General features: G+C 74.2%; 14 protein-coding genes. 6 read left to right on the top strand and 8 right to left on the bottom strand.

Annotated features, from left to right (window positions below):
• Positions 1-66: 66 nt before the first annotated feature.
• From ACFY1P_RS13000 to ACFY1P_RS12980, 5 genes are all read right to left on the bottom strand, one after another.
• Positions 67-1,704: a GMC oxidoreductase gene (locus ACFY1P_RS13000; RefSeq protein ID WP_390750640.1), complete on the bottom strand. Its 1,638-nt coding sequence runs from the start codon at positions 1,702-1,704 to the stop codon at positions 67-69.
• A complete protein-coding gene (locus tag ACFY1P_RS12995; RefSeq protein WP_390750639.1) occupies positions 1,701-4,499 on the bottom strand; it encodes an ATP-binding protein in 2,799 nt (932 codons plus the stop codon). The genes ACFY1P_RS13000 and ACFY1P_RS12995 overlap by 4 nt, the downstream gene beginning before the upstream one ends.
• A complete protein-coding gene (locus ACFY1P_RS12990) occupies positions 4,496-7,081 on the bottom strand; it encodes an AAA family ATPase (protein WP_390750638.1) in 2,586 nt (861 codons plus the stop codon). Before ACFY1P_RS12990 ends, ACFY1P_RS12995 begins: the two co-directional genes overlap by 4 nt.
• Before the next feature lie 11 nt (positions 7,082-7,092).
• Complete coding sequence (locus ACFY1P_RS12985) at positions 7,093-9,978, bottom strand: AAA family ATPase (RefSeq protein ID WP_390750637.1); 2,886 nt, start codon at positions 9,976-9,978, stop codon at positions 7,093-7,095.
• 354 nt (positions 9,979-10,332) lie between these two features.
• On the bottom strand, positions 10,333-11,550 hold the full coding sequence (locus ACFY1P_RS12980) for an acyl-CoA dehydrogenase family protein (RefSeq protein WP_390750687.1): 1,218 nt from the start codon (positions 11,548-11,550) through the stop codon (positions 10,333-10,335).
• 163 nt (positions 11,551-11,713) lie between these two features.
• Here ACFY1P_RS12980 and ACFY1P_RS12975 point away from each other — a divergent pair, with 163 nt between their 5' ends.
• A complete protein-coding gene (locus ACFY1P_RS12975; RefSeq protein WP_361531447.1) occupies positions 11,714-12,370 on the top strand; it encodes a TetR family transcriptional regulator in 657 nt (218 codons plus the stop codon).
• Between the two features lie 41 nt (positions 12,371-12,411).
• Here ACFY1P_RS12975 and def read toward each other — a convergent pair whose 3' ends face one another.
• Complete coding sequence (gene def / locus ACFY1P_RS12970) at positions 12,412-12,951, bottom strand: peptide deformylase (protein WP_361531444.1); 540 nt, start codon at positions 12,949-12,951, stop codon at positions 12,412-12,414.
• A 167-nt stretch (positions 12,952-13,118) separates the two neighbouring features.
• On the opposite strand from def, the gene ACFY1P_RS12965 reads away from it, so the two are divergent.
• The 5 genes from ACFY1P_RS12965 to ACFY1P_RS12945 all read left to right on the top strand — a co-directional run bounded on the left by ACFY1P_RS12965 (position 13,119) and on the right by ACFY1P_RS12945 (position 18,319).
• On the top strand, positions 13,119-14,357 hold the full coding sequence (locus ACFY1P_RS12965; protein ID WP_301889506.1) for a MurT ligase domain-containing protein: 1,239 nt from the start codon (positions 13,119-13,121) through the stop codon (positions 14,355-14,357).
• A gap of 28 nt (positions 14,358-14,385) precedes the next feature.
• A complete protein-coding gene (locus ACFY1P_RS12960) occupies positions 14,386-15,120 on the top strand; it encodes a glutamine amidotransferase (protein WP_361531441.1) in 735 nt (244 codons plus the stop codon).
• A 130-nt stretch (positions 15,121-15,250) separates the two neighbouring features.
• Positions 15,251-16,276: a 6-phosphofructokinase gene (locus tag ACFY1P_RS12955; protein WP_390750636.1), complete on the top strand. Its 1,026-nt coding sequence runs from the start codon at positions 15,251-15,253 to the stop codon at positions 16,274-16,276.
• Positions 16,277-17,107: 831 nt separating this feature from the next.
• Positions 17,108-18,058, top strand: coding sequence for a cytochrome c oxidase assembly protein (locus tag ACFY1P_RS12950; protein ID WP_390750635.1), 951 nt, complete (start codon positions 17,108-17,110; stop codon positions 18,056-18,058).
• 102 nt (positions 18,059-18,160) lie between these two features.
• Positions 18,161-18,319 (top strand): hypothetical protein, encoded by a 159-nt coding sequence (locus tag ACFY1P_RS12945; protein WP_361531432.1) that lies wholly within the window; start codon positions 18,161-18,163, stop codon positions 18,317-18,319.
• 16 nt (positions 18,320-18,335) lie between these two features.
• Here the strand turns inward: ACFY1P_RS12945 and ACFY1P_RS12940 are convergent, their stop codons facing one another.
• A complete protein-coding gene (locus ACFY1P_RS12940) occupies positions 18,336-18,728 on the bottom strand; it encodes an SSI family serine proteinase inhibitor (protein ID WP_361531429.1) in 393 nt (130 codons plus the stop codon).
• 142 nt (positions 18,729-18,870) lie between these two features.
• Positions 18,871-19,530 carry a peptidylprolyl isomerase gene (locus ACFY1P_RS12935; protein ID WP_390750634.1) on the bottom strand — a complete coding sequence of 220 codons (660 nt, stop codon included), beginning with the start codon at positions 19,528-19,530 and terminating at the stop codon, positions 18,871-18,873.
• Between the last annotated feature and the right edge of the window lie 76 nt (positions 19,531-19,606).

Below are 19,606 nucleotides of genomic sequence, written 5' to 3'. Positions count from 1 at the left end.
AGGTGATGAACAACCGTGGGCGGCAAGGCCCTTGCGGCCCCCGCCGCCCACGGTCACCTCGCCACTTTATGGCGCGGTGACGTCTTGTTTGATGATGTGTTCGATGTTCCGTTCGGCAAGTGCGGTGATCGTCACAAAGGGGTTGACACCGATGGAACCGGGGATGAGCGCTCCGTCGTTGACGTAGAGATTGCGGTAGCCGGCGACCCGGCCGTAGAGGTCGGTGGCCTTGCCGAGGACGCAGCCGCCGAGCGGGTGGTAGCAGAAGTCGTCGGCGAACGCCTTGGCCTGGGGGCCGAAGAGGTCGTAGCGGTAGCCCGTGCCGTTGGCCTTGTTGAGCCGGTCGAAGAGCGATCTCGCGGCATTGACGGCGGGCGTGTTCTGGTCCCGCGTCCAGCGCAGGACGGCCCGGTCGGCGGCTTTGTCGTAGACGAAGGTGCCGCGTTCGGGGTTCTTGGTGATGGCGAGGTAGAGGCTGACCCAGGTCTCGATGCCCGCCGGCATGGGCGCGATCTCCGCGAAGACCGGGGCCGCCGGGTTGGCCCAGTCGTCGATGCCGAGCGCCGGGATGGACGACTGGTGAGGGCCTGTGGGATCCCAGAGGTTGTTGGCCCGGGCGGTCATGATGTTGCCGTTGGGGCCCCACCCGGCGCCGACCTCGGCGCTGAGCTCGGGCAGGGCGCCGGTGTCCCGGGCCCGCACGAGCAGCTCGGTGGAGCCCAGGCTGCCCGCGCCGAGGAAGAGATGGCGGCAGGTGATCTCCTTGCGGGCGATCAGGGTGCCGTAGGCGTCGGCCTGTTCGACCGTCAGGACGTAGGTGCCGTCGGGCTGTCTGCCGATCGCGCGGACGGTGTGGAGGGCCTCGATGGTGACCTTGCCGGTGCCGAGGGCGGCCGCCAGATAGGACTGGTCCAGGCTCCGCTTGCCGTGGTTGTTGCCGTAGATGACCTCGGTGGCCAGTGCCGACTTCGGCACCTCACCGGCCGCCTCGCGCCGCATGTAGGAGAAGTCGTAGACGTTGGGCACGTAGGTGGTGCGCAGGCCCGCCCGGCGCGCGGCCTCGCGCGAGACCCGGGCGAAGTTGTACCACTCGGTCTCCTGGAACCAGTCCGGGTCGATGTGGCCGACCCCGAGCACGCCGTCGGCGCGCGGGAAGTAGCGGTCGTACATCTCGGCCGCGTCGACCTGCGGCAGCACCTCCTCGAAGTAGGCGCGGGACGGGCGTACGGCCATGCCGCCGTTGACCAACGAGCCGCCGCCCACGCCGCGCCCGACGTAGACGGACATCCCGCCGTACTCGACCCGGTCCAGGACCCCGGCGTAGGGCTCGATGTCGCGGTTGATGACGTCCAGCCAGAGGATCGAGCCGAGCGGGGCCTCGGTGCGGGTGCGGAACCAGCTGGAGCGCTTGTCGGGTGCGAGCATGCCGTTGAAGACCTTGCCGTCGGGCCCGGGCCGGTTCCACAGCTGACCCATCTCCAGCATCAGCGTGGGGACCCCGGCCTCGCCGAGGCGCAGGGCGGAGACGGCGGCGCCGTAGCCGGTGCCGATCACCACGGCCGGTACGTACGCGCCGTCGGTGGCGGCGGCGGCGCGCGGTGCGGTGGTGACGGTGGTCGCCCCGGCCAGGGCGACGGCGCCGAGGGCCGCGATGCCGAGCAGGCGGCGCCGCGAGAGGGGCTGGTTCACTGACACGCTGGTCATGCATGACCTTTCGGACGAGTGACAGGGATCGGGTCCGTCGGCGCACCGGTGGGCGGCGCGGCCGAGGCGTCCGGCAAGAGGTGGGCCAGGGCGGCGAGTTCGCCCCTGCCCGCCACGTCCAGCTTCCGGTAGGCGTGGGTCAGGTGCTTCTCCACCGCCCGGGAGCTCACCTCCAGGAGCTCGGCGATGTCCCGGTTCGGCACCCCGTGCGCGGCGAGCCCGGCCACCTTGCGTTCGCTGCGGGTGAGGGACTCGACCGCGACGGGGGCCACCGGGCTGGCCATGGCGCGCAGTTCGCGGGCGGCCAGGTCCGCGAGCCAGGGCACCCCGCCGGCGAGGGCCTGCTCGCGGCCGCGGCGCAGATGGGTCTCGGCCTCCGGCCGCCCGCCGGCCCGCAGCCGGCGGCCGAGGAGGACGGCCGTGCGGGCGCGCTCCAGGGCGTTGCCGGACCCCTCCAGAGTGGCGAGGGACTCGCGGAGCAGGGCGATGCCCCGCTCCCCTCCGGTGACGGCCCCTCGCACCCGCTGGACGCGGCCGACGGCCACGGGACTCCCCCAGGCGGCCGCCCGCGCGCGCTCCTCCTCCAGCAGGTCCCTGGCCCGGTCCGCGTGGCCCATCCGGTAGTGCAGCCCGGCCGCCCAGGAACGCCAGGGGAAGACGGCGGGGTTGCGCCAGTCGGCGCGCTCGGCGCACCGTCCCCACTCCAGGAAGTGCTCGAGCGCGGTGGGCAGATCGCCGGCCCCGGCCGCCATCGAGCCCCGGACGAGGAGCAGGGAGGAGGGCTGGTGCCCCTGCCGTACGCCATCGCGGCGGTAGGCCAGCAGCCGCCGGGCCAGGCCCGTGTCCCGGCTCTCGACGGCGACCATGACGATCCCGACGAGCGACTGGAGCGTCGCCCAGTCGGTCACGCCCAGGGCGAGCGCCTCGTCGGCCTGGGCGCGTGCTTCCGCCAGGCGGCCCTGGGCCAGCAGCACATGGGCGAGTTCGACGCTGATCACCGCGCGCGGCACGGTGGCGCCCTCCCTACGGGCCCGCTCCTGGGCGGTGTGCAGCCAGGGCCCGATGGTGGCGACGGCATCGGCGGCGATCAGGACGTGCGTGAGCAGCGGCAGGGCGGTGTACGCGTGGTCGGGCGCGGCGGGCTCGTACTGCAGGAGGCGGTGGGCGAGCCGGGCGGCCTCCGCCGCGGACACGCCCTGGGCCATGGTCGCGCCGTGCAGCAGTACGGTGACCAGTTCGCGCTCGGCTGCGGTGTGCAGGGAGGGGTCCGGGCCCAGGGAGCGCAGCCGTTCGGCGCTGGTGCGCAGCTGTCCCGGCGCCGCCACGGCGACATGGCGCAGCCGGGCCTCGATCCGCAGCGCGGGCTCGCGGTCCCCGCCGGTGAGCCGGCCGGGCTCGCCCAGTTCGTCGGCGAGTTCACGGATCGCCTCCACGGACGGGGGCGGGCAGCCTCCGAGCAGGGAGGGCGGGATGCGCACGGCGGCCAGGGCGCGCTGCGCGGGTGCGGGGATGAGGTCGAGCGCCTGGAAGACGTGCCGGATCGCGGCGGGCGGGTCGAAGGCGCGCTCGGCCGAGGCGAGGTCGACGAGGAGCGTGGCGCGCTCCGGCCCGTCCGGCGCGCTGCCCAGCAGAGCCCGGCGCAGGCAGCGGGCGGCGTCCTCGGGGGCCCCGCGGCGCAGAGCGGCGGTGGCGGCGGTGCGCAGCACCTCCACGGCCCAGTCCTCCTGGCACGAGGGCGCGGCCAGCAGGTGGGCGGCGGCCTCCTCGGCGGGGTGCCCGGCGCAGTGCAGGAGGAGCGCGGCGCGGACGTGCTGCTCCTCCTGCTCCGCCGGGCTCAGCAGGTCCTCGGCGGCGTCGCGTACGGCCCGGTGCACGAAGGCGGGTTCGGGCCCGGCGGTCAGCAGTCCGAGCCTGCGCAGGGACCGCAGGGCGCTGTCGCGGCCGGTCGGGTCGAGCCCGGCGAGCCGGCCGGCGAGCTCCGGGGCGGTGCGGGTGCCGAGGACGGCCAGCACCTCCGCCATGGCCCGTACGGGGCGGGGCTGGGCGCGCAGCGCGGCGGCGAGGCGCTCGCGCAGCGACGGCAGGGGCGACTCCGCGAGGGCCGTGGCCCAGCCGGCCTCCGGTTCGCCCTCCCCCGCGGTGGCGTCGATCAGGGCGGTGAGGAACATCGGGTTGCCGCCGCCGATCTCCTGACAAGCCGTCACATATGCGGGTGTGCCCGCCCTTCCGTGGCGGGCGGCCACGAGCTCGGCGGTGCTCTCCCTGCCGAGCGGGGCCGGGCGCAGGACGTGGTCGGCGCTGTCGATGATCTCGTGGACGCGGGGCTCCTCGGCGCGGGGCTCGCCCTCGCGCAGGGTGACGACGGCGGTGACCCGGAGGTGGTTGACTCGGCGGGCGAGCCGGCTGAGCCAGCGCAGGGAGTGCGGGTCGGCCCACTGGAGGTCGTCGACGAGCAGCAGCAGTGGCTGCTGCTCGCTGTGCCGGGCGACGAGGGCGAGGAGTTCTCCGTAGGGCTCGCCCTCGGGTGGTTCGGGCTGGAGGGGGTCGAGGAGCTGGCCGGCCACGCCGAAGGGGAAGTCGGCTTCCATGGGGACGGCGCTGGCGGTCAGCACGCGCGTCCCGCACCGTTCGGCGAGGGGCGGCAGAGCGCGCAGCAGGGCGGTCCTGCCGACGCCGATGCCGCCGGTGACGACGATCAGGCAGCCACTGCCCCGGGTGGCGGCCCGCATCGCCCCGGCGATGAGGTCCAGCTCTCGCTGCCGGTCGAGCAGTTGCCGGTCGGGCACGGGGGTCATCCGGTCTTCCTCCCTAAGGGCCCCAGGGCGAGGGCCAGTTCGGCGCGGCCGGTGATGCCCAGCTTGCGGTACGCCTTGGTCAGGTGCAGTTCCACGGTGCGCAGGGTCACCGACAGCTCGGTGGCGATGGCGCGGTTGGTCATGCCGCGCGCGGCGCGGACCGCGACGCGCAGCTCGGCGACGGTCAGCCCCCGGCCGGAGCGGATCACTTGGGGTGCGGCCGGGGGGACGGCGGGGGCCTGGGCGGTGCGGAGTGCCACGTCCGCGACGTAGCGCAGCGCCCGGCTGACGCTGTCGGGCGCGCCCCAGGCGAGGGTGAGGCGGCGCTCCTCGGCCAGCAGGTCGGCGGCCGGTCCGCCACGCTCGGCGGGGCCGTGGGCCGCGGCGGCGGCCGAACGCCAGGGCAGCAGCACGGGGTTGGCGACCTGCCGGGCGAGCAGGAGGCGGCCGCACTCCAGCAGGTCCGCCAGCGCCGGGCCGCCCTGACCGCCCGCGAGCCGCACCCGGCCGCGCGCGTAGAGCAGATAGGCCCAGGCCAGGCCGCCCTCGGCCCCGGCCGGGCGGGCCCCTTCGACGATCCGCCCGGCGGTGGCGACGTCGCCCAGCGCCAGGTGGGCGAGTGCCCGGAGCCCGGCGGGGGCGGGGGCCATGAGGGGGTGCCAGCAGTGCGGCGGCATGACGTGCTCGGCGCGGTCGAGGGAGGCGGCGGCCGCCTCGGGCCTGCCCTGGTGGAGTGCGGCCTGCGCCTCGACGATCAGGGCGAGCCCGGCGGTCGGGCGGGCACCGGCCCGCTGGGCGCGCACCAGGACCGCGTCCAGTGCTGTCTGCGCCTCGGCGAAGTCGCCGGTGAGGAGGAGGGCTTGGCAGGCGGCCAGTTGAGCGGCCGGCGGCGTGGTGTCCCTGGCGGCGGGGGCGAGGGCGGTGCGGGCCAGGGACCGGGTGTGGTCGATGTCGCGGCCGCGCAGGGCGTGGTGCCAGGCCGCGACGCCCGCTTCGGCCGGTTCGGCGGGCAGGTCGGGGAGGGCGGCCATGGCGGGCCGGTCCAGCTCGTGTTCGGCGCCCTGCTGGCTGTGTCCGGCCAGCCAGTACAGCGCCCGCAGCCCGGCCCTGTCCTGTGCGCTCACGTCCGTACCGTCGAGGACGCGGGCGATCAGTGGCTGCGCGGAGACCACGTCGCCGCGGGCCACGAGGAGTCCGGCGGCCTGGACCCAGGAGGGGCCCGCGGTCGCGTCGGCCCGGGTGAGCAGGGCCCCGCGCAGGTGCCGGTCCGAGGCGGCGGGCGAGGTGGGGAGCACGACGGCGCTCAGCTCGATGAAGATCTTCGCCCGTGCGGCCGGTGCCATGGGCTCGCGCAGCGCGCGGTGCAGCAGCCGGCCCGCCGTGCGCAGATCCCCGGCGGCGCGGCAGCGGGCGGCCTCCCGGCGCAGGGCGTCCACGGCCCAGGTGGCGCCGACGACGTGTGCGGCGAGCAGCATCCTGGTCAGCCCGCTGTCGGGGACCGCGGCCCGGTGGGCGTGCCGGGCGGCGCGGGCGTAGAGCTTCTCGCGCCGCTCCGCGCCGAGCCCGGCGAGCACCGCCTCGGCGGCCCTCGGTTCGCGGAAGGCGGGCCGCTCGCCGTCGGTGAGCAGGCCGGTCCCGGCCAGCCGGGCCACGGCCCGGGCGGTGTCGGTGCCGCCGGGGTCCGTCAGCGCGGCGATCAGGCCGGGGGTGGCGTCCTGGCCGCAGACGGCGATGGCCCGCAGGACGCCGAGGAGTTCGGCGGGGAGCGCGGCGGCCGTCCTGACCGCGCGTTCCCGGAACGCTTCGGCGACGCTGTCGGCGAGGTGCGGCAGGTGGTCGGCCGCGGGCCGCCAGCCGTGCCGGGCGAATCTGCCGGCCACCGTGCGCAGCAGCGCGGGGTTGCCCTCGACGGCATGGGCGGCGGCCGCGCCGAAGGCCGGGTCGACGGGCCGCCCGTAGGCACGGGTGAGGAGCTCGGTCACCCCGGCGGTGGACAGCGGGGCCGGGGTGAGGGTGTGGCGGGTGACGGTGCGCCCGGCGGCGAGCGAGCCGGGCTCCAGCGGGTCGTGGGAGCCGTCGGCGGGGACGCCGCCGCGGGTGGTCAGCAGCATCATCGGGGCGCCCGAGAGCCTGCGCGCCAGCGACCGCAGCCAGCGCCACGAGTGCGGATCGGCCCACTGGGCGTCGTCCACGGCGATGAGCAGCGGCTGTTCGCGGGCGGCGGCGAGGAAGGCGCGGCACAGCGCGGGTACGAGGACGGTCTCGTCCACGTCGGACGGCGGGGCGGCGCCGGGCCGCCCGAGGGCGGCGAGGAGCTGGTCGGCGACGCCGTAGCGCAGGGCGGATTCCTCCCACGACGCGTGGGCGGTGACGGCGCGCACCCCCGCCTGCCGGGCGAGCGTCACCGCCTGGTTCAGCAGCGCGCTGCGGCCGCTGCCGGGGCCGCCGCCGATCTCGACGAGGGCGGACGGGCCGTGACGCAGTCCGCCCAGCAGGTCGCGCAGCAGCTCCTGTTCACGCTCCCGCTCGACGAGCGCCGCGCCCCCGTGCCCGGCCCAGTCCCCGGTGTTCCCGTGCGTCACCCGCGGCTCTCCTAGTGGCTCGGGACGCAGAAGTCGGCGGGTGCCCGGCGCGGTCCGTCGGGCGCGTGCCGGTGTGTGCGGTAGGAGGCGTCGACGGAGGGGGGCAGGTCGGCGCGGCCGCGGACGTCGAGCTTGCGGTAGACGTTCGTCAGGTGGGCCTCGACGGTGCGCAGGCTGATGAAGAGGGTCGCGGCGATCTCCTTGTTGCTGATGCCCCGCCGGGCGAGCGCGGCGACGCGGCGCTCGCTCTCGGTCAGGGAGTCGACCGGGCTGACGGCGAGCCGGGACATCCGGCCGCCCGCGGCGACGAGGAGGTCCCGGGCGCGGGCGGCGAGTACGTGGTAGCCGCAGCTGGTGGCCAGTTCGACGGTGCGGCGCAGGTGGCGGCGCGCGTCGGGGGTGGCGTCGTGGGCCAGGAGCTCGCAGCCGAGCTGGTATTCGGCCTTGGCGCGGTCGAGGCGGGCCGGGGAGTCGGCGAGCGCGTCCACGGCCTCGCCGAGCAGGTCCAGCCGGGCGCGGCCCTTGGCGACGACGCCGGCGGCGATCAGCCCGAGGCCGATCGCGCGCGGGGTTCCCCAGCGGCGTACGGCCTCCTGCGCGCGTTCGGCGAGGTCCGCGGCGGCCCTGGTGCGGCCCAGGCGCACGAGGGTGGTGGTGGCGGGCAGCCACCACGGGGCGAGGACGGGGTTGGCGATGCCCGCCGCCTCCAGGCCGCGCCCGCAGTGCAGCCACAGTTCCAGCGCGCCGTCGAGGTCGCCCCGCTCCCGCCGGGCCCTGCCCTTGGTGTAGAGGAAGTGGTGCCATTCCCAGACGCCTTGGGCCACGGCGGGGCCGACGACGCTGTCGAGCAGGGCGTCGGCCTCCTCGGCGTCGCCCTGGGAGAGCAGGGCGGTGGCGAGGGCGAGGGCCGGCATGGTGGCCTCGGGGCAGCCCTCCCGCGCGGCGAGGCCGGCGGCGGTGCGGGCCGTCGAGACGGCCGTGGTGACGTCGCCGGTGCCGTGCAGGGTGAGGGACTGCCCGCACAGCGCGGCGATGTGGGTCCATGTTTCGCGGCGCGCCCGGCTGTCGGAGGCGCACCGGGCGAGCGCCGCCATGGCCTCGTCCACTTCGTCGGCGAGGGCGAGGACGAGGGAGGCGCCGAGCACGCAGTGGCCGACGGGTGCGGGTTCCTCGATCCACAGGGCGCGGCGGGCCAGGTCGACGGCCTGGCCCGCGGGCCCGCCGTCGAAGGCGGCGAGGGTGCTCAGGGCGGCCAGGAGGTGGCGCTCGGCGCGGCTGTCACCGGCGGGTACGGGCCAGTCGCGGGCCCGTTCGCGCGCGGTGGCCAGGGCGGTGCGGTCGTTGACGGCGGTGACGAGGAGGGCGGCCGCGACGGGGGTGCGGAGCGCGTGGCCCAGGGTGCCGGGGTCCGTCGGCAGGGTGTCGAGGACGGCGCCGAGTTGCCGTACGGCTTCGGGGGCGCGGCGGGTGCCCGCGGCGGTCAGCCCGTACTCCACGACGATGCGGGCCCGGTCGTGCGGGCGGGTGGCCTCGGCGAGGGCCTGCCGCAGCTGCGCGAGGGTGGTGGCGGGTGCCAAGGGCGCGGAGGTCCGGGCCAGTTCGACGCGTATCTCCTGCCGGAGGCCGCCGGTGGGTCCGGCGGCCAGCGCGCGGCGCAGGCAGCGCGCGGCGGCCCGCGCGGTGGCGCGGTCCGGTGCCTGCGCGGCGGCCTCGCGGAGCACACCGGGCATCCACGGCTCGGCCGGCTCCTTGAGGTGGACGAGCTGGGCGGCGACCTCGCAGGCCGACCGGCCCGAGTCGTTGAGCAGCCGGGCGGCGCGGGCGCGCAGCGTCTCCCGCTCGGGGCCGGGCAGTTCGGCGAGGACGGCGCGGCCGACGGCTTCCCGCATGACGGCGGGGTGGCCTTCCGGTGCGACGACCCCGTCGCGGCGCAGGGCCTCCAGCGCGGTCGTCAGGCGCCTGCCGGTCACCGCCGCGAGCGCGCCGAGCGGTTCGGGGTCGGTGTGGCCGAGGACGGCGACGGCGCGGGCGACGCGGCGTACGTGCTCGGGGTGTCCGGACAGCCGCGCCGTCACCGCCGGGACGAGGGCGCCCTCGCCGAGGGTACGCAGTCGGCGGAGGCCGTCCGCGTCGGGACGGATGCCCGCCGCGCGCACGTCGGTGAGCAGCCGGGTCAGCAGCCCGGGGTTGCCTCCGGAGACCTCCTCGCAGTGCCGGAGAAAGGATTCCGCCGGGGGCCGGCCCAGGGCGCGGGTCACGACGGCGGCGGTCGCCGCGGCGTCCAGCGGGCCGAGGTCCAGGGCCGTGCAGCCGTCGTGGGCGAGAAGCGCGGAGAGCGCGTCCGTGCCGGGCCCGGGGTGGCCGGTGCGCTGGGCGAGGACCACCAGGAGAGGTGAGGAGACGGCGCGGCGGAGCACGAAGCCCAGGCCGTTCAGGGAGGCTTCGTCGCACTCCTGGGCGTCGTCGAGGAGGAGGGCGAGCGGTCCCTTCGCCAGGAGTCCCGTGGCGCGGCGGTGGAGTGCGCGGTGGGCGGCGTACGCGGCATGGGCGGCGGTGGCCTCCGGGAGACCGGCGGCGGTGGGTCCGGACTCGAAGGCTCCGGATTCGAAGGGTGCGAAGAGGTCGCGTGCGGCCTGGTGTTGAGGGGCCCCGGGCCGGGCCGTGTGGTGCCGTAGGGACATGCCGGTGGCGGTCAGGTGCTCGGCGAGGGCCGCCAGGAGCGCGGTCCTGCCGGTGCCGGCGGGACCGCGGACGACGACGGCCCGCGCGGATCCGGCGCGCGCGGCCGCCGCCGCCCGCAGGAGGGCGTCCAGCGCGTGGGAGCGGCCGGGCAGGTGCCGCCGGGAGGTGTCCTGGTCCCGATCGCTGCTGACCGCCACGGCGCTTCCCTCTTCCATGAAGCCACACTTGAGCTCCGGTGATCGACGCGCACCGGAGGGCGGTTCCCAAGAGCGACCGCCAAGACCGGACTTGCACGAACAAGATCGGAAACGACGGTAACAGCACGGCTGATGAACACCCATGACGTTTGAGCCAGAAACGACACTCCAGGCATGGCCAAAGATAGGCGTTCGGTTCCTGGATGCCTACAGGGTGTTGCCCGTCAGCAGGCTTCTTGCCGATGAGCCGAAAACGATCCGCAGAGGAAGGGCCGACACCTCCACGTCATCCGTCTGCTGTAGGCTTCCGCGATTTCGCGGCGAGCTCCGCGGGCGCCCGGCGGCAGGGGCCCGCGGAGCTCGCACCCGCGCCTATCGGATCGGCATCCCCGACAGCGTCCGCGCGATGACGAGGCGCTGGATCTCGCTCGTACCCTCGAAGATGGTGTAGATGGCCGCGTCCCGGTGCATGCGCTCCACCGGATACTCACGGGTGTAGCCGTTGCCGCCGAGGATCTGCATCGCCTGGGCCGTCACGGTCTTGGCCGTCTCCCCCGCGAAGAGCTTCGACATCGAGCCCTCCGCCGCGGTGAAGGGCTTGCCCGCGGTGGCCATCCAGGAGGCGCGCCAGACCAGGAGGCGGGCGGCGTCCACACGGGTGCGCATGTCGGCGAGCTGGAAGGCGATGCCCTGGTTGTCGATGATGGGGCGGCCGAACTGGACCCGCGTCTTGGCGTAGTCGAGGGCGACCTCGTACGCGGCGCGGGCGATGCCGACCGCCTGGGCGCCGACCGCCGGGCGGGACGCCTCGAAGGTGGCCATCGCGGCGTTCGGCGACCCCGCCCCGCGCTGCCCCGCCGCCCGCTCCCGCGCCCTGGCCAGCCGCTCGTCCAGCTTCTCCTTGCCGCCGAGCAGGCAGTGGCCGGGGACGCGGACGCCGTCGAGGACGACCTCGGCGGTGTGGGAGGCGCGGATGCCGTGCTTCTTGAACTTCTGCCCCTGGGAGAGCCCCGGGGTGCCCGGCGGGATGATGAAGGAGGCGTGGCCGCGCGAGCCCAGCTCCGGATCGACCACGGCGACGACGACGTGGACGTTGGCGATGCCGCCGTTGGTCGCCCAGGTCTTGGTGCCGTTGATCACCCACTCGTCCTTGGCCTGGTCGTAGACGGCGCGGGTGCGCATGGCGGAGACGTCCGAGCCGGCGTCGGGCTCGGAGGAGCAGAAGGCGGCCACCTTCACATCGGCCGCGTCTCCGTACATCTGCGGCACCCAGGTGCCGATCTGCTCCTCGGTGCCGTTGGTGAGCACGCCGATCGCGGCGAGGCCCGTGCCCGCGATGGCGAGCCCGAGGCCGGCGTCGCCCCAGAAGAGCTCCTCCAGGGTGAGGGGGACGCCGAGGCCGGTGGGGTCGAAGAACTGCTGGGCGTAGAAGTCGAGGGAGTAGAGGCCGATCTTGGCGGCCTCCTGCACGACCGGCCAGGGGAACTCCTCGCGCTCGTCCCACTCCGCCGCGGCCGGTCGCATCACGTCGGCCGCGAAGCCGTGGATCCAGTCACGAATGCCCCGCTGATCCTCGTCGAGCTCCATCATGAACTGCGTCACGACCCCTCCAACTCGTCATTACTCGCGGTAACATGAGTATGTTACCCGTCAGTAGAGGTGTCAACTGCCCGGCCTCCCGGATTCGCTGAGTGGGCTTGGTGTTACGTTGCGCAGGCGTTACCGGAAACACAGGGGCGGGGAGGCGGGTCCTATGGAAACCAGTCAGCGGGACGATCAGCAACGGGCCGCGGAGCGGCGGCGCAAGGAGCTGCTGGAGGCCGCGGACCGGGTGGTGCTGCGGGACGGGCCGGGGGCGTCGATGAACGCCATCGCGGCCGAGGCGGGCATCACGAAGCCCATCCTCTACCGGCACTTCGGCGACAAGGGCGGCCTCTACCGCGCCTTGGCGGCCCGGCACACCGAAGCGCTGCTCGCGGGTCTGCGCGCCGCGCTCGACGCACCGGCGGCCACCCGGCGCGACCGGGTCGAGGCGACGCTCGACACCTATCTCGTGGCCATAGAGACCCGGCCGCAGGTCTACCGCTTCCTGATGCACCCCGCCGACGAGGGCCACCACTCCGACCAGGGTGAGCAGGGCTTCGACGTGGGCCGGCACTCCGCGCCGCTGCTGCGGCGGCTCGGCGAGGAGCTGGCCGAGGTGATAGCCGAGCGCGTCGACCTCGGGCCGGGCAGCGACGAGCTGGCCCGCGCGTGGGGGCACGGCATCGTCGGCATGATGCACGCGGCGGGCGACTGGTGGCTGCGCGAGCGGCCGTTCCCGCGGGCGAACCTCGTACGGCACCTCGCGGACCTGCTGTGGGGCCGGCTCGCGGACGCGGGCGACCTGGAGGGCGGACCGGCCTTCTGAGCCGGGCTCAGGCGCCGGGCGGGCCCGGCCCGTGAGACGGGTCAGGCCGCCCAGGGCGCCTTGCGGGCGGCCCGCAGCGCGCGACGCCTGCGCAGGCCCGTCAGACGGTCGAGGTACAGCCCGCCGTCGAGGTGGTCGCACTCGTGCTGGAGGCACCGGGCGAAGAACCCGGTGCCGCTCACGCGCACCGGGGCGCCGTCCATGGTGAAGCCCTCCACCACGGCGTGGTCGAAGCGCGGGGTGCCCGCCTCGATGCCCGGCACGGACAGACAGCCCTCGGGCCCGCGGACGGTCACGCCGTCGGCCTCCACCAGGCGGGGGTTGACGAGGTGCCCGAGGTGACGGCGGTCCTCGTCGTCGGGGCAGTCGTGGACGAAGACCCGCAGCGGGACGCCGATCTGGTTCGCGGCCAGGCCCACGCCCTGCGCCGCGTACATCGTGGCGAACATGTCCTCGATGAGTTTCGCCAGGTCAGGACCGAAGTCCGTGACCTCTTCGCACGGTGTGCGAAGACCCCGGTCGCCGAGCAGCCGCATGGGCCGTACCTGTCCCGCGCTGCCGGGAATCGAGCTTGTTCGCATGGGGTCAAGCGTACGTTCCAGGGGCTCTGGGTTCGGGCCCCCGGCCGGATCTCGATAGGCTGAGCCCCGACCGAAGCCTCCTGGCTGGCGATTCGGCGCGGAGGGGGCGTTCCACCGGCGGACCAGGGAACAGGCGGCGGCGCCGGATGCAAGGAGGATCTAGGACGATGGCAGGCAACACGGGGCCGCTGTCGCCGCGGGCCAAGCTGGCCGTGACGGCGGGCAAGGCTGCTGCGGCGGTGTCGCGAGCCGCGGGCCGCGGCAGCGGATCGGTGATCGGCGGCAAGGTCGCGCTCAAGCTCGACCCCGATCTGCTGGCCCGGCTGGCGACCCACCTGGACGTGGTCCTGGTGTCCGCCACCAACGGCAAGACGACCACGACCCGGCTGATCGCCGAGGCGCTGCGGGCCAGCGGCCCGGTGGTCTCCAACGCGCTGGGCGCGAACATGCCGGCCGGCATCACCTCCGCCCTCGCGGGCGGCTCGGACGCGCGCTACGGCGTGATCGAGGTGGACGAGAAGTACCTGGCGGGCGTCGCCCGGGACGTCTCGCCCAAGGCCATAGCGCTGCTGAACCTCTCGCGCGACCAGCTCGACCGGGCCGCGGAGACGCGCATGCTCGCCGAGAAGTGGCGCGAGGGCCTGGCGGGCACCAAGGCCGTGGTGATCGCCAACGCGGACGACCCACTGATCGTATGGGCCGCCTCCTCCTCGCCGAACGTGGTGTGGGTGGCGGCCGGCCAGGAGTGGAAGGACGACGCCTGGTCGTGCCCGTCGTGCGGTGGCGTGATGCAGCGCCCCGGCGACGACTGGTTCTGCGGCGAGTGCGGCTTCCGCCGCCCGACCCCGAGCTGGGCGCTGTCGGGCGACTACGTCCTCGACCCGCACGGCAGCGCGTGGCCGATCCACCTCCAGCTGCCGGGCCGGGCCAACAAGGCGAACGCCACCACGTCGGCGGCCGTCGCGGCCACCTTCGGGGTGCCGCCGCAGGTGGCGCTGGAGCGGATGTACCAGGTGCAGGCCGTCGCGGGCCGGTTCGACGTGGTGTCGTTCCTGGGCCGTGACGTCCGGCTGCTGCTGGCGAAGAACCCGGCCGGCTGGCTGGAGACCTTCTCCCTCATCGACGGCCCGCCGGCCCCGGTGATCCTGGGCGTCAACGCGCGCGGCGCGGACGGCACGGACACCTCCTGGCTGTGGGACGTCGACTACACCCGCCTCGCCGGGCACCCGATCTTCGTGATCGGCGACCGCAAGCTCGACCTCGCGGTGCGGCTGGAGGTCGCGGGCCTGGACTTCCGGGTCTGCGAGACCGTCGACGAGGCGGTGCAGTCCGCGCCGCCCGGCAGGATCGAGCTGATCGCGAACTACACGGCGTTCCAGGACGTGCGCCGCCGCGTCGGCAACTGACCCGCGAGCACTTGACAGGATTGTGAGCATGAGCAGCAGCCAGAACAGTCTGCGTGTGGTGTGGGTCTACCCCGACCTGCTCAGCACCTATGGCGACCAGGGCAACGCCCTGGTCCTGGAACGGCGCGCGCGCCAGCGCCGCCTGGACGTCCAGCGGGTGGACATCCGCTCCGACCAGCCCATCCCGACCTCCGGTGACATCTACCTGATCGGTGGCGGTGAGGACCGCCCGCAGCGACTGGCGGCCGAGCGGCTGCGCCGTGACGGCGGCCTGAACCGGGCCGTCGCCAACGGCGCGATCGTCTTCTCCGTCTGCGCCGGCTACCAGATCCTGGGCCACGAGTTCATCAACGACCTGGGCCAGCGCGAGCAGGGCCTGGGGCTGCTGGACGTCGTGAGCACCCGGGGCGAGGACGAGCGGTGCGTCGGTGACGTGCTGGCCGACGTCGACGAGCGGCTGGGCCTGCCCCCGCTGACCGGCTTCGAGAACCACCAGGGCATCACCCACGTCGGCCGCAACGCGCGCCCCTTCGCGCGGGTGCGGGTCGGCAGGGGCAACGGCACGGGCGACGGCACGGAGGGCGCGTACAACGACACCGTCTTCGGTACGTACATGCACGGGCCGGTCATGGCCCGCAACCCGCACATCGCGGACATGCTGATCAAGCTGGCGCTGGACGTCAACGCCCTGCCGCCGGTCGACGACCGCTGGTACGACGCGCTGCGCGAGGAGCGCATCTCGGCGGCGACCCAGCCCGCCTGAGCCGCGGAACGGGCCGCTCGGCCCGGATGACGGACGGTTGTGTTCCCCGCCACCCACCGCTTGTAGGGTGGCGGGGATCCAGCCGGACGACGGGGTCCGGTCTCCGGCCCTGTTGTGAAGGTTCCCTGTCATGCGCATTGGTGTACTCACCTCCGGTGGCGACTGCCCCGGTCTGAACGCCGTCATCAGGTCCGTCGTGCACCGCGCCGTGGTCGACCACGGCGACGAGGTCATCGGCTTCCACGACGGCTGGCGGGGGCTGCTGGAGGCCGACTACCGCAAGCTCGACCTGGACGCGGTGGCGGGCATCCTCGCCACCGGCGGCACGCTCCTGGGCTCGTCGCGGGTGCAGCCCGCACAGCTGCGGGACGGCGTCGAGCGGGCCAAGGGCCACCTCGCCGACCTCGGTCTCGACGTCGTCATCCCGATCGGCGGCGAGGGCACGCTCAAGGCGGCCCGGCTGCTGTCCGACGCGGGACTGCCGGTCGTGGGCGTCCCGAAGACCATCGACAACGACATCGCCTCGACCGATGTGACCTTCGGCTTCGACACGGCCGTGGGCGTCGCCACCGACGCCCTGGACCGGCTGAAGACGACCGCCGAGTCGCACCAGCGCGTACTGATCGTCGAGGTCATGGGCCGCCACACCGGATGGATCGCCCTGCACTCGGGCATGGCCGCGGGCGCCCACGCCATCGTCGTGCCGGAGCGGCCCTTCGACATCGACGAGCTGACCGAGGTCGTCGGCCGCCGCTTCGAGGACGGCAAGCGCTTCGCGATCGTGGTGGTCGCCGAGGGCGCCAAGCCGCGCGAGGGCTCGATGGCCTTCGAGATCGGCGCCACGGACATCTACGGCCACGAGCGCTTCGCGGGTGTCGCCCGGCAGCTCGCCGGCGAACTGGAGCGGCGCCTGGGCAAGGAGGCCCGCCCGGTGATACTCGGCCATGTGCAGCGCGGCGGCACGCCCACGGCGTACGACCGGGTGCTGGCGACGCGCTTCGGCTGGCACGCGGTGGAGGCCGCGCACCAGCGGGCGTTCGGGATGATGACGGCGCTGCGCGGCACGGACATCACGCTGGTGCCGTTGGCGGAGGCGGTCGAAAGCCTCAAGACGGTGCCGCACGAGCGGTACGCGGAAGTGGAGTGCGTCCTGTGAGACCGGGCGGTGGCTGAGCTCCTCGCTCGGCTCCCCGGCCGCGCTGACGCGCGGTGTCCTCAAACGCCGGACGGGCTGAAATTGCGCACCCGGAAACCTGGGGCTGCGCCCCGGGCCCCGCAACACGGCTTCGCCGCGTTGTCCTCAAACGCCGGACGGGCTGAAATTGCGCACCCGGAAACCTGGGGCTGCGCCCCGGGCCCCGCAACACGGCTTCGCCGCGTTGTCCTCAATCGCCGGACGGGCTGGATTTCACGGACCGTGGGTTCGTGACCTGCGGGCCGCAGGGATGCAGGCTGCGGACTACGGTCCGCACATCCCAGCCCGTCCGGCGTCGCAGGCCACGAACCACGGTCCGCACAACTCAGCCCGTCCGGCGATTGAGGCCGCCCGCCGCAGGCGCCACGGACCCGCACCGTCCCAGCCCCTCCGGCGTCGCAGGCCACGGACCACGGGTCCGCACAACCAGCCCGGCCGGCGTTTGAGGCCGCCGCCGCAGGCGCCACGGACCCGCACCGTCCCAGCCCCTCCGGCGTCGCAGGCCACGGACCACGGGTCCGCACAACTCAGCCCGTCCGGCGTTTGAGGCCGCCGCCGCAGGCGCCACGGACCCGCACCGTCCCAGCCCCTCCGGCGAATAAGAGCGCACCCGCAGAGGACAGATCACGGTCCGGAGAAATTGAGCCCGCCCGGCGATTGAGGACACGCCCGAAGGGCGCCCCGCCGCAGGCGGCGAAGGACCCGCACCCGACGAGCGCCCCCGGCCACAACTCCGGCCAAGGGCGCCTCTAGTCTTGACGAGGCGCATTGGTGCGAAATGGGAGAGAGCGGATGGATCACAGCGGGCACGGCATGATGATGGACATGCCGCCGTTCACGCTGGGACGGGGGTTGCAGTACAGCAGCGAACCCTTCTTCTTGATCGGCTGCCTGCTGGCGCTGGGACTGTACGGCTGGGGTGTGGTCCGGCTGCGGCGGCGGGGCGACGCCTGGCCCGTGGGGCGGATCGTCGCGTTCGTGGCCGGCGTGCTGACGATCCTGCTGGTGATGTGCACCAAGCTGAACGACTACGGCATGGTCATGTTCAGCGTGCACATGGTGCAGCACATGGTGATCAGCATGCTCTCGCCGATCCTGCTGCTGCTCGGCGCGCCGGTGACGCTGACGCTGCGGTCGCTGCCCGCGGCCGGCCGGGGCCGCAGGGGGCCCCGCGAATGGCTGGTGTCGCTGCTGCACAGCCGCTACATGCGGATCATCACGCACCCGGCGTTCACGATCCCGCTGTTCATCGCGAGCCTCTACGCGCTGTACTTCACCCCGATCTTCGACTTCCTGATGGAGACGAAGACCGGACACATCGCGATGATGGTGCACTTCCTGGCCGTGGGCCTGGTGTTCTTCTGGCCGATCATGGGCGTGGACCCGGGCCCGCACCGGCCCGGCTATGTGATGCGGATGCTGGAGCTCTTCGCGGGCATGCCCTTCCACGCCTTCTTCGGCATCGCCCTGATGATGGCCTCGGAGCCGATGATCGGCACCTATATGCACCCGCCGGCCTCGCTGGGCATCGACGCGCTGGAGGACCAGCAGGCCGGTGGCGGCATCGCCTGGGCGTTCAGCGAGATCCCGTCGGTCGTGGTGCTGCTGGCCCTCGTCCTCCAGTGGTACCGCTCGGAGCAGCGGCAGGCCCGCCGCCTGGACCGTGCCGCGGACCGCGACGGTGACAAGGAACTGGCGGCCTACAACGCCTACCTGGCGTCGCTCCAGGGCCGGGGGCAGTAGGCGGACGCTGTAGCGGCAGGGGCCGCGGCCGGGAGACGATGGGCTCCTGGCCGCGGCCCTTTCGCTTGCCACGCATCCGGGCCGCCGGGAGGAGGTACGGGCATGCCCGGATCGACGAAGGCGTTGGCGGTGCTGACGGTGGGCTCGCTCGTCGTCGTGACCGCGTATTCGGTGACGATCGGCAGCGACGGCTGGCTGTGGTTCACGTGGGTGATGCTGGGGCTGATGACGATAGGGGCGTCGGCGACCAGGAGAACGTGAGGATCTCCGGAGCCGGTCAGAAGCGGAAGACGGGCCCCGTCGCCGCGTCGAGCGCGCACGCGTTGGGGTAGGTCTTGTGCCAGACGATGGGCCGTCCGTTCCAGTCGCCTTCCGCGGTCGCGGTGACCGGGTCGTACTCCCGCGTGCAGAGGTGGCTCTCGACGATCACGTCGCCCGGCTCCCCCTGCGCCCGGTGCAGGGCCGTGCAGGCCGCCGCACCGTGCGGGTGGTGTCCGTCGCCGTCCGGGCAGGTGAGCTGGAGCCCTCGGGTCCAGGTGTTCTGGGCGCCGGACACAGTCAGGAAGAGCCGCCCGTGGTCGGAGTCACCGGCGGCCGCGGGTGGCGCGGCCAGGGCGAGCAGAGCGGTGGCGCTCGCCGCGGCGGCCACGGCGGCGGTACGTACGGACATCGGTTCCTCCTGGGGCGCGGGGGTGCCCGGAGCAAGCTCATCGCGCGCGTGAGGCGCGGCGCAAGCGTCCGCACCGGCCGGTCGCCCGACCGGCCGCACACGATCACCCGCCCGGCGGGCGCGAGGAGCCGCTCGCCGCCGGTCAGGAGGAGATGCGTACGCGTTTGATGTCGACCGGCAGCGTCGGGAAGCCGTCGCCCGGCCCGTTCTGGTCGTCCTCGCCGCCTGCCGCGATCTTCCGCAAGGTGCCGAGGCCCGCGGTGACCTTGCCGAACGGCGTGTAGGCGGGCGGGAGCTTGGTGTCCTTCCAGACGAAGAAGAACTGGCTGCCGTTGGTGTTCGGGCCGGCGTTGGCCATCGCCACCGTCCCGGCCGGGTAGGTGGCCCCGGTCAGGTTCTCGTCGGGGAAGGAATAGCCGGGACCGCCGCTCCCGGTGCCGGTCGGGTCGCCGCACTGCAAGACGTAGATGCGTGCCGTGGTGAGCCGGTGGCAGTGCGTCCCGTCGAAGTACGCGCGCTGCGCGAGGAACTTGAAGGAGTAGGTCGTGCACGGGGCCTTGTCGACCTCGGCCCGGAAGGTGACGGCGCCCTGGCTGGTGCGCAGCGTGGCCTTGTAGGGTCTGGCGGCCTTGGCCGCGTCGAAGACGGGTATCCCCTTGAACTTGTCCGCGGGGACGGCGGGCGTGTAAGTGCAGGCGGTGGTCTGCGCGGGCGGGGCCGGGGCGGCCGCCGCGGCCGGCACCGCGACGCCGAGAGGCAGCAGGGCGGCGGCGAGCAGGGCGGCGTGCGGTTTACGGAGCACGGGACAGTTCCCTTCGGAAGCGAATCCGGACGGGGCTGGGTGAACGACCGCGCCCCGGTCTCTCAAAGGCCGGGGC

The organism is Streptomyces sp. NPDC001407 (assembly GCF_042895325.1).
GTDB lineage: Bacteria > Actinomycetota > Actinomycetes > Streptomycetales > Streptomycetaceae > Streptomyces.
Note: the sequence above shows the minus strand (reverse complement) of the source record. Positions and strands in the feature narration are given on the sequence as shown.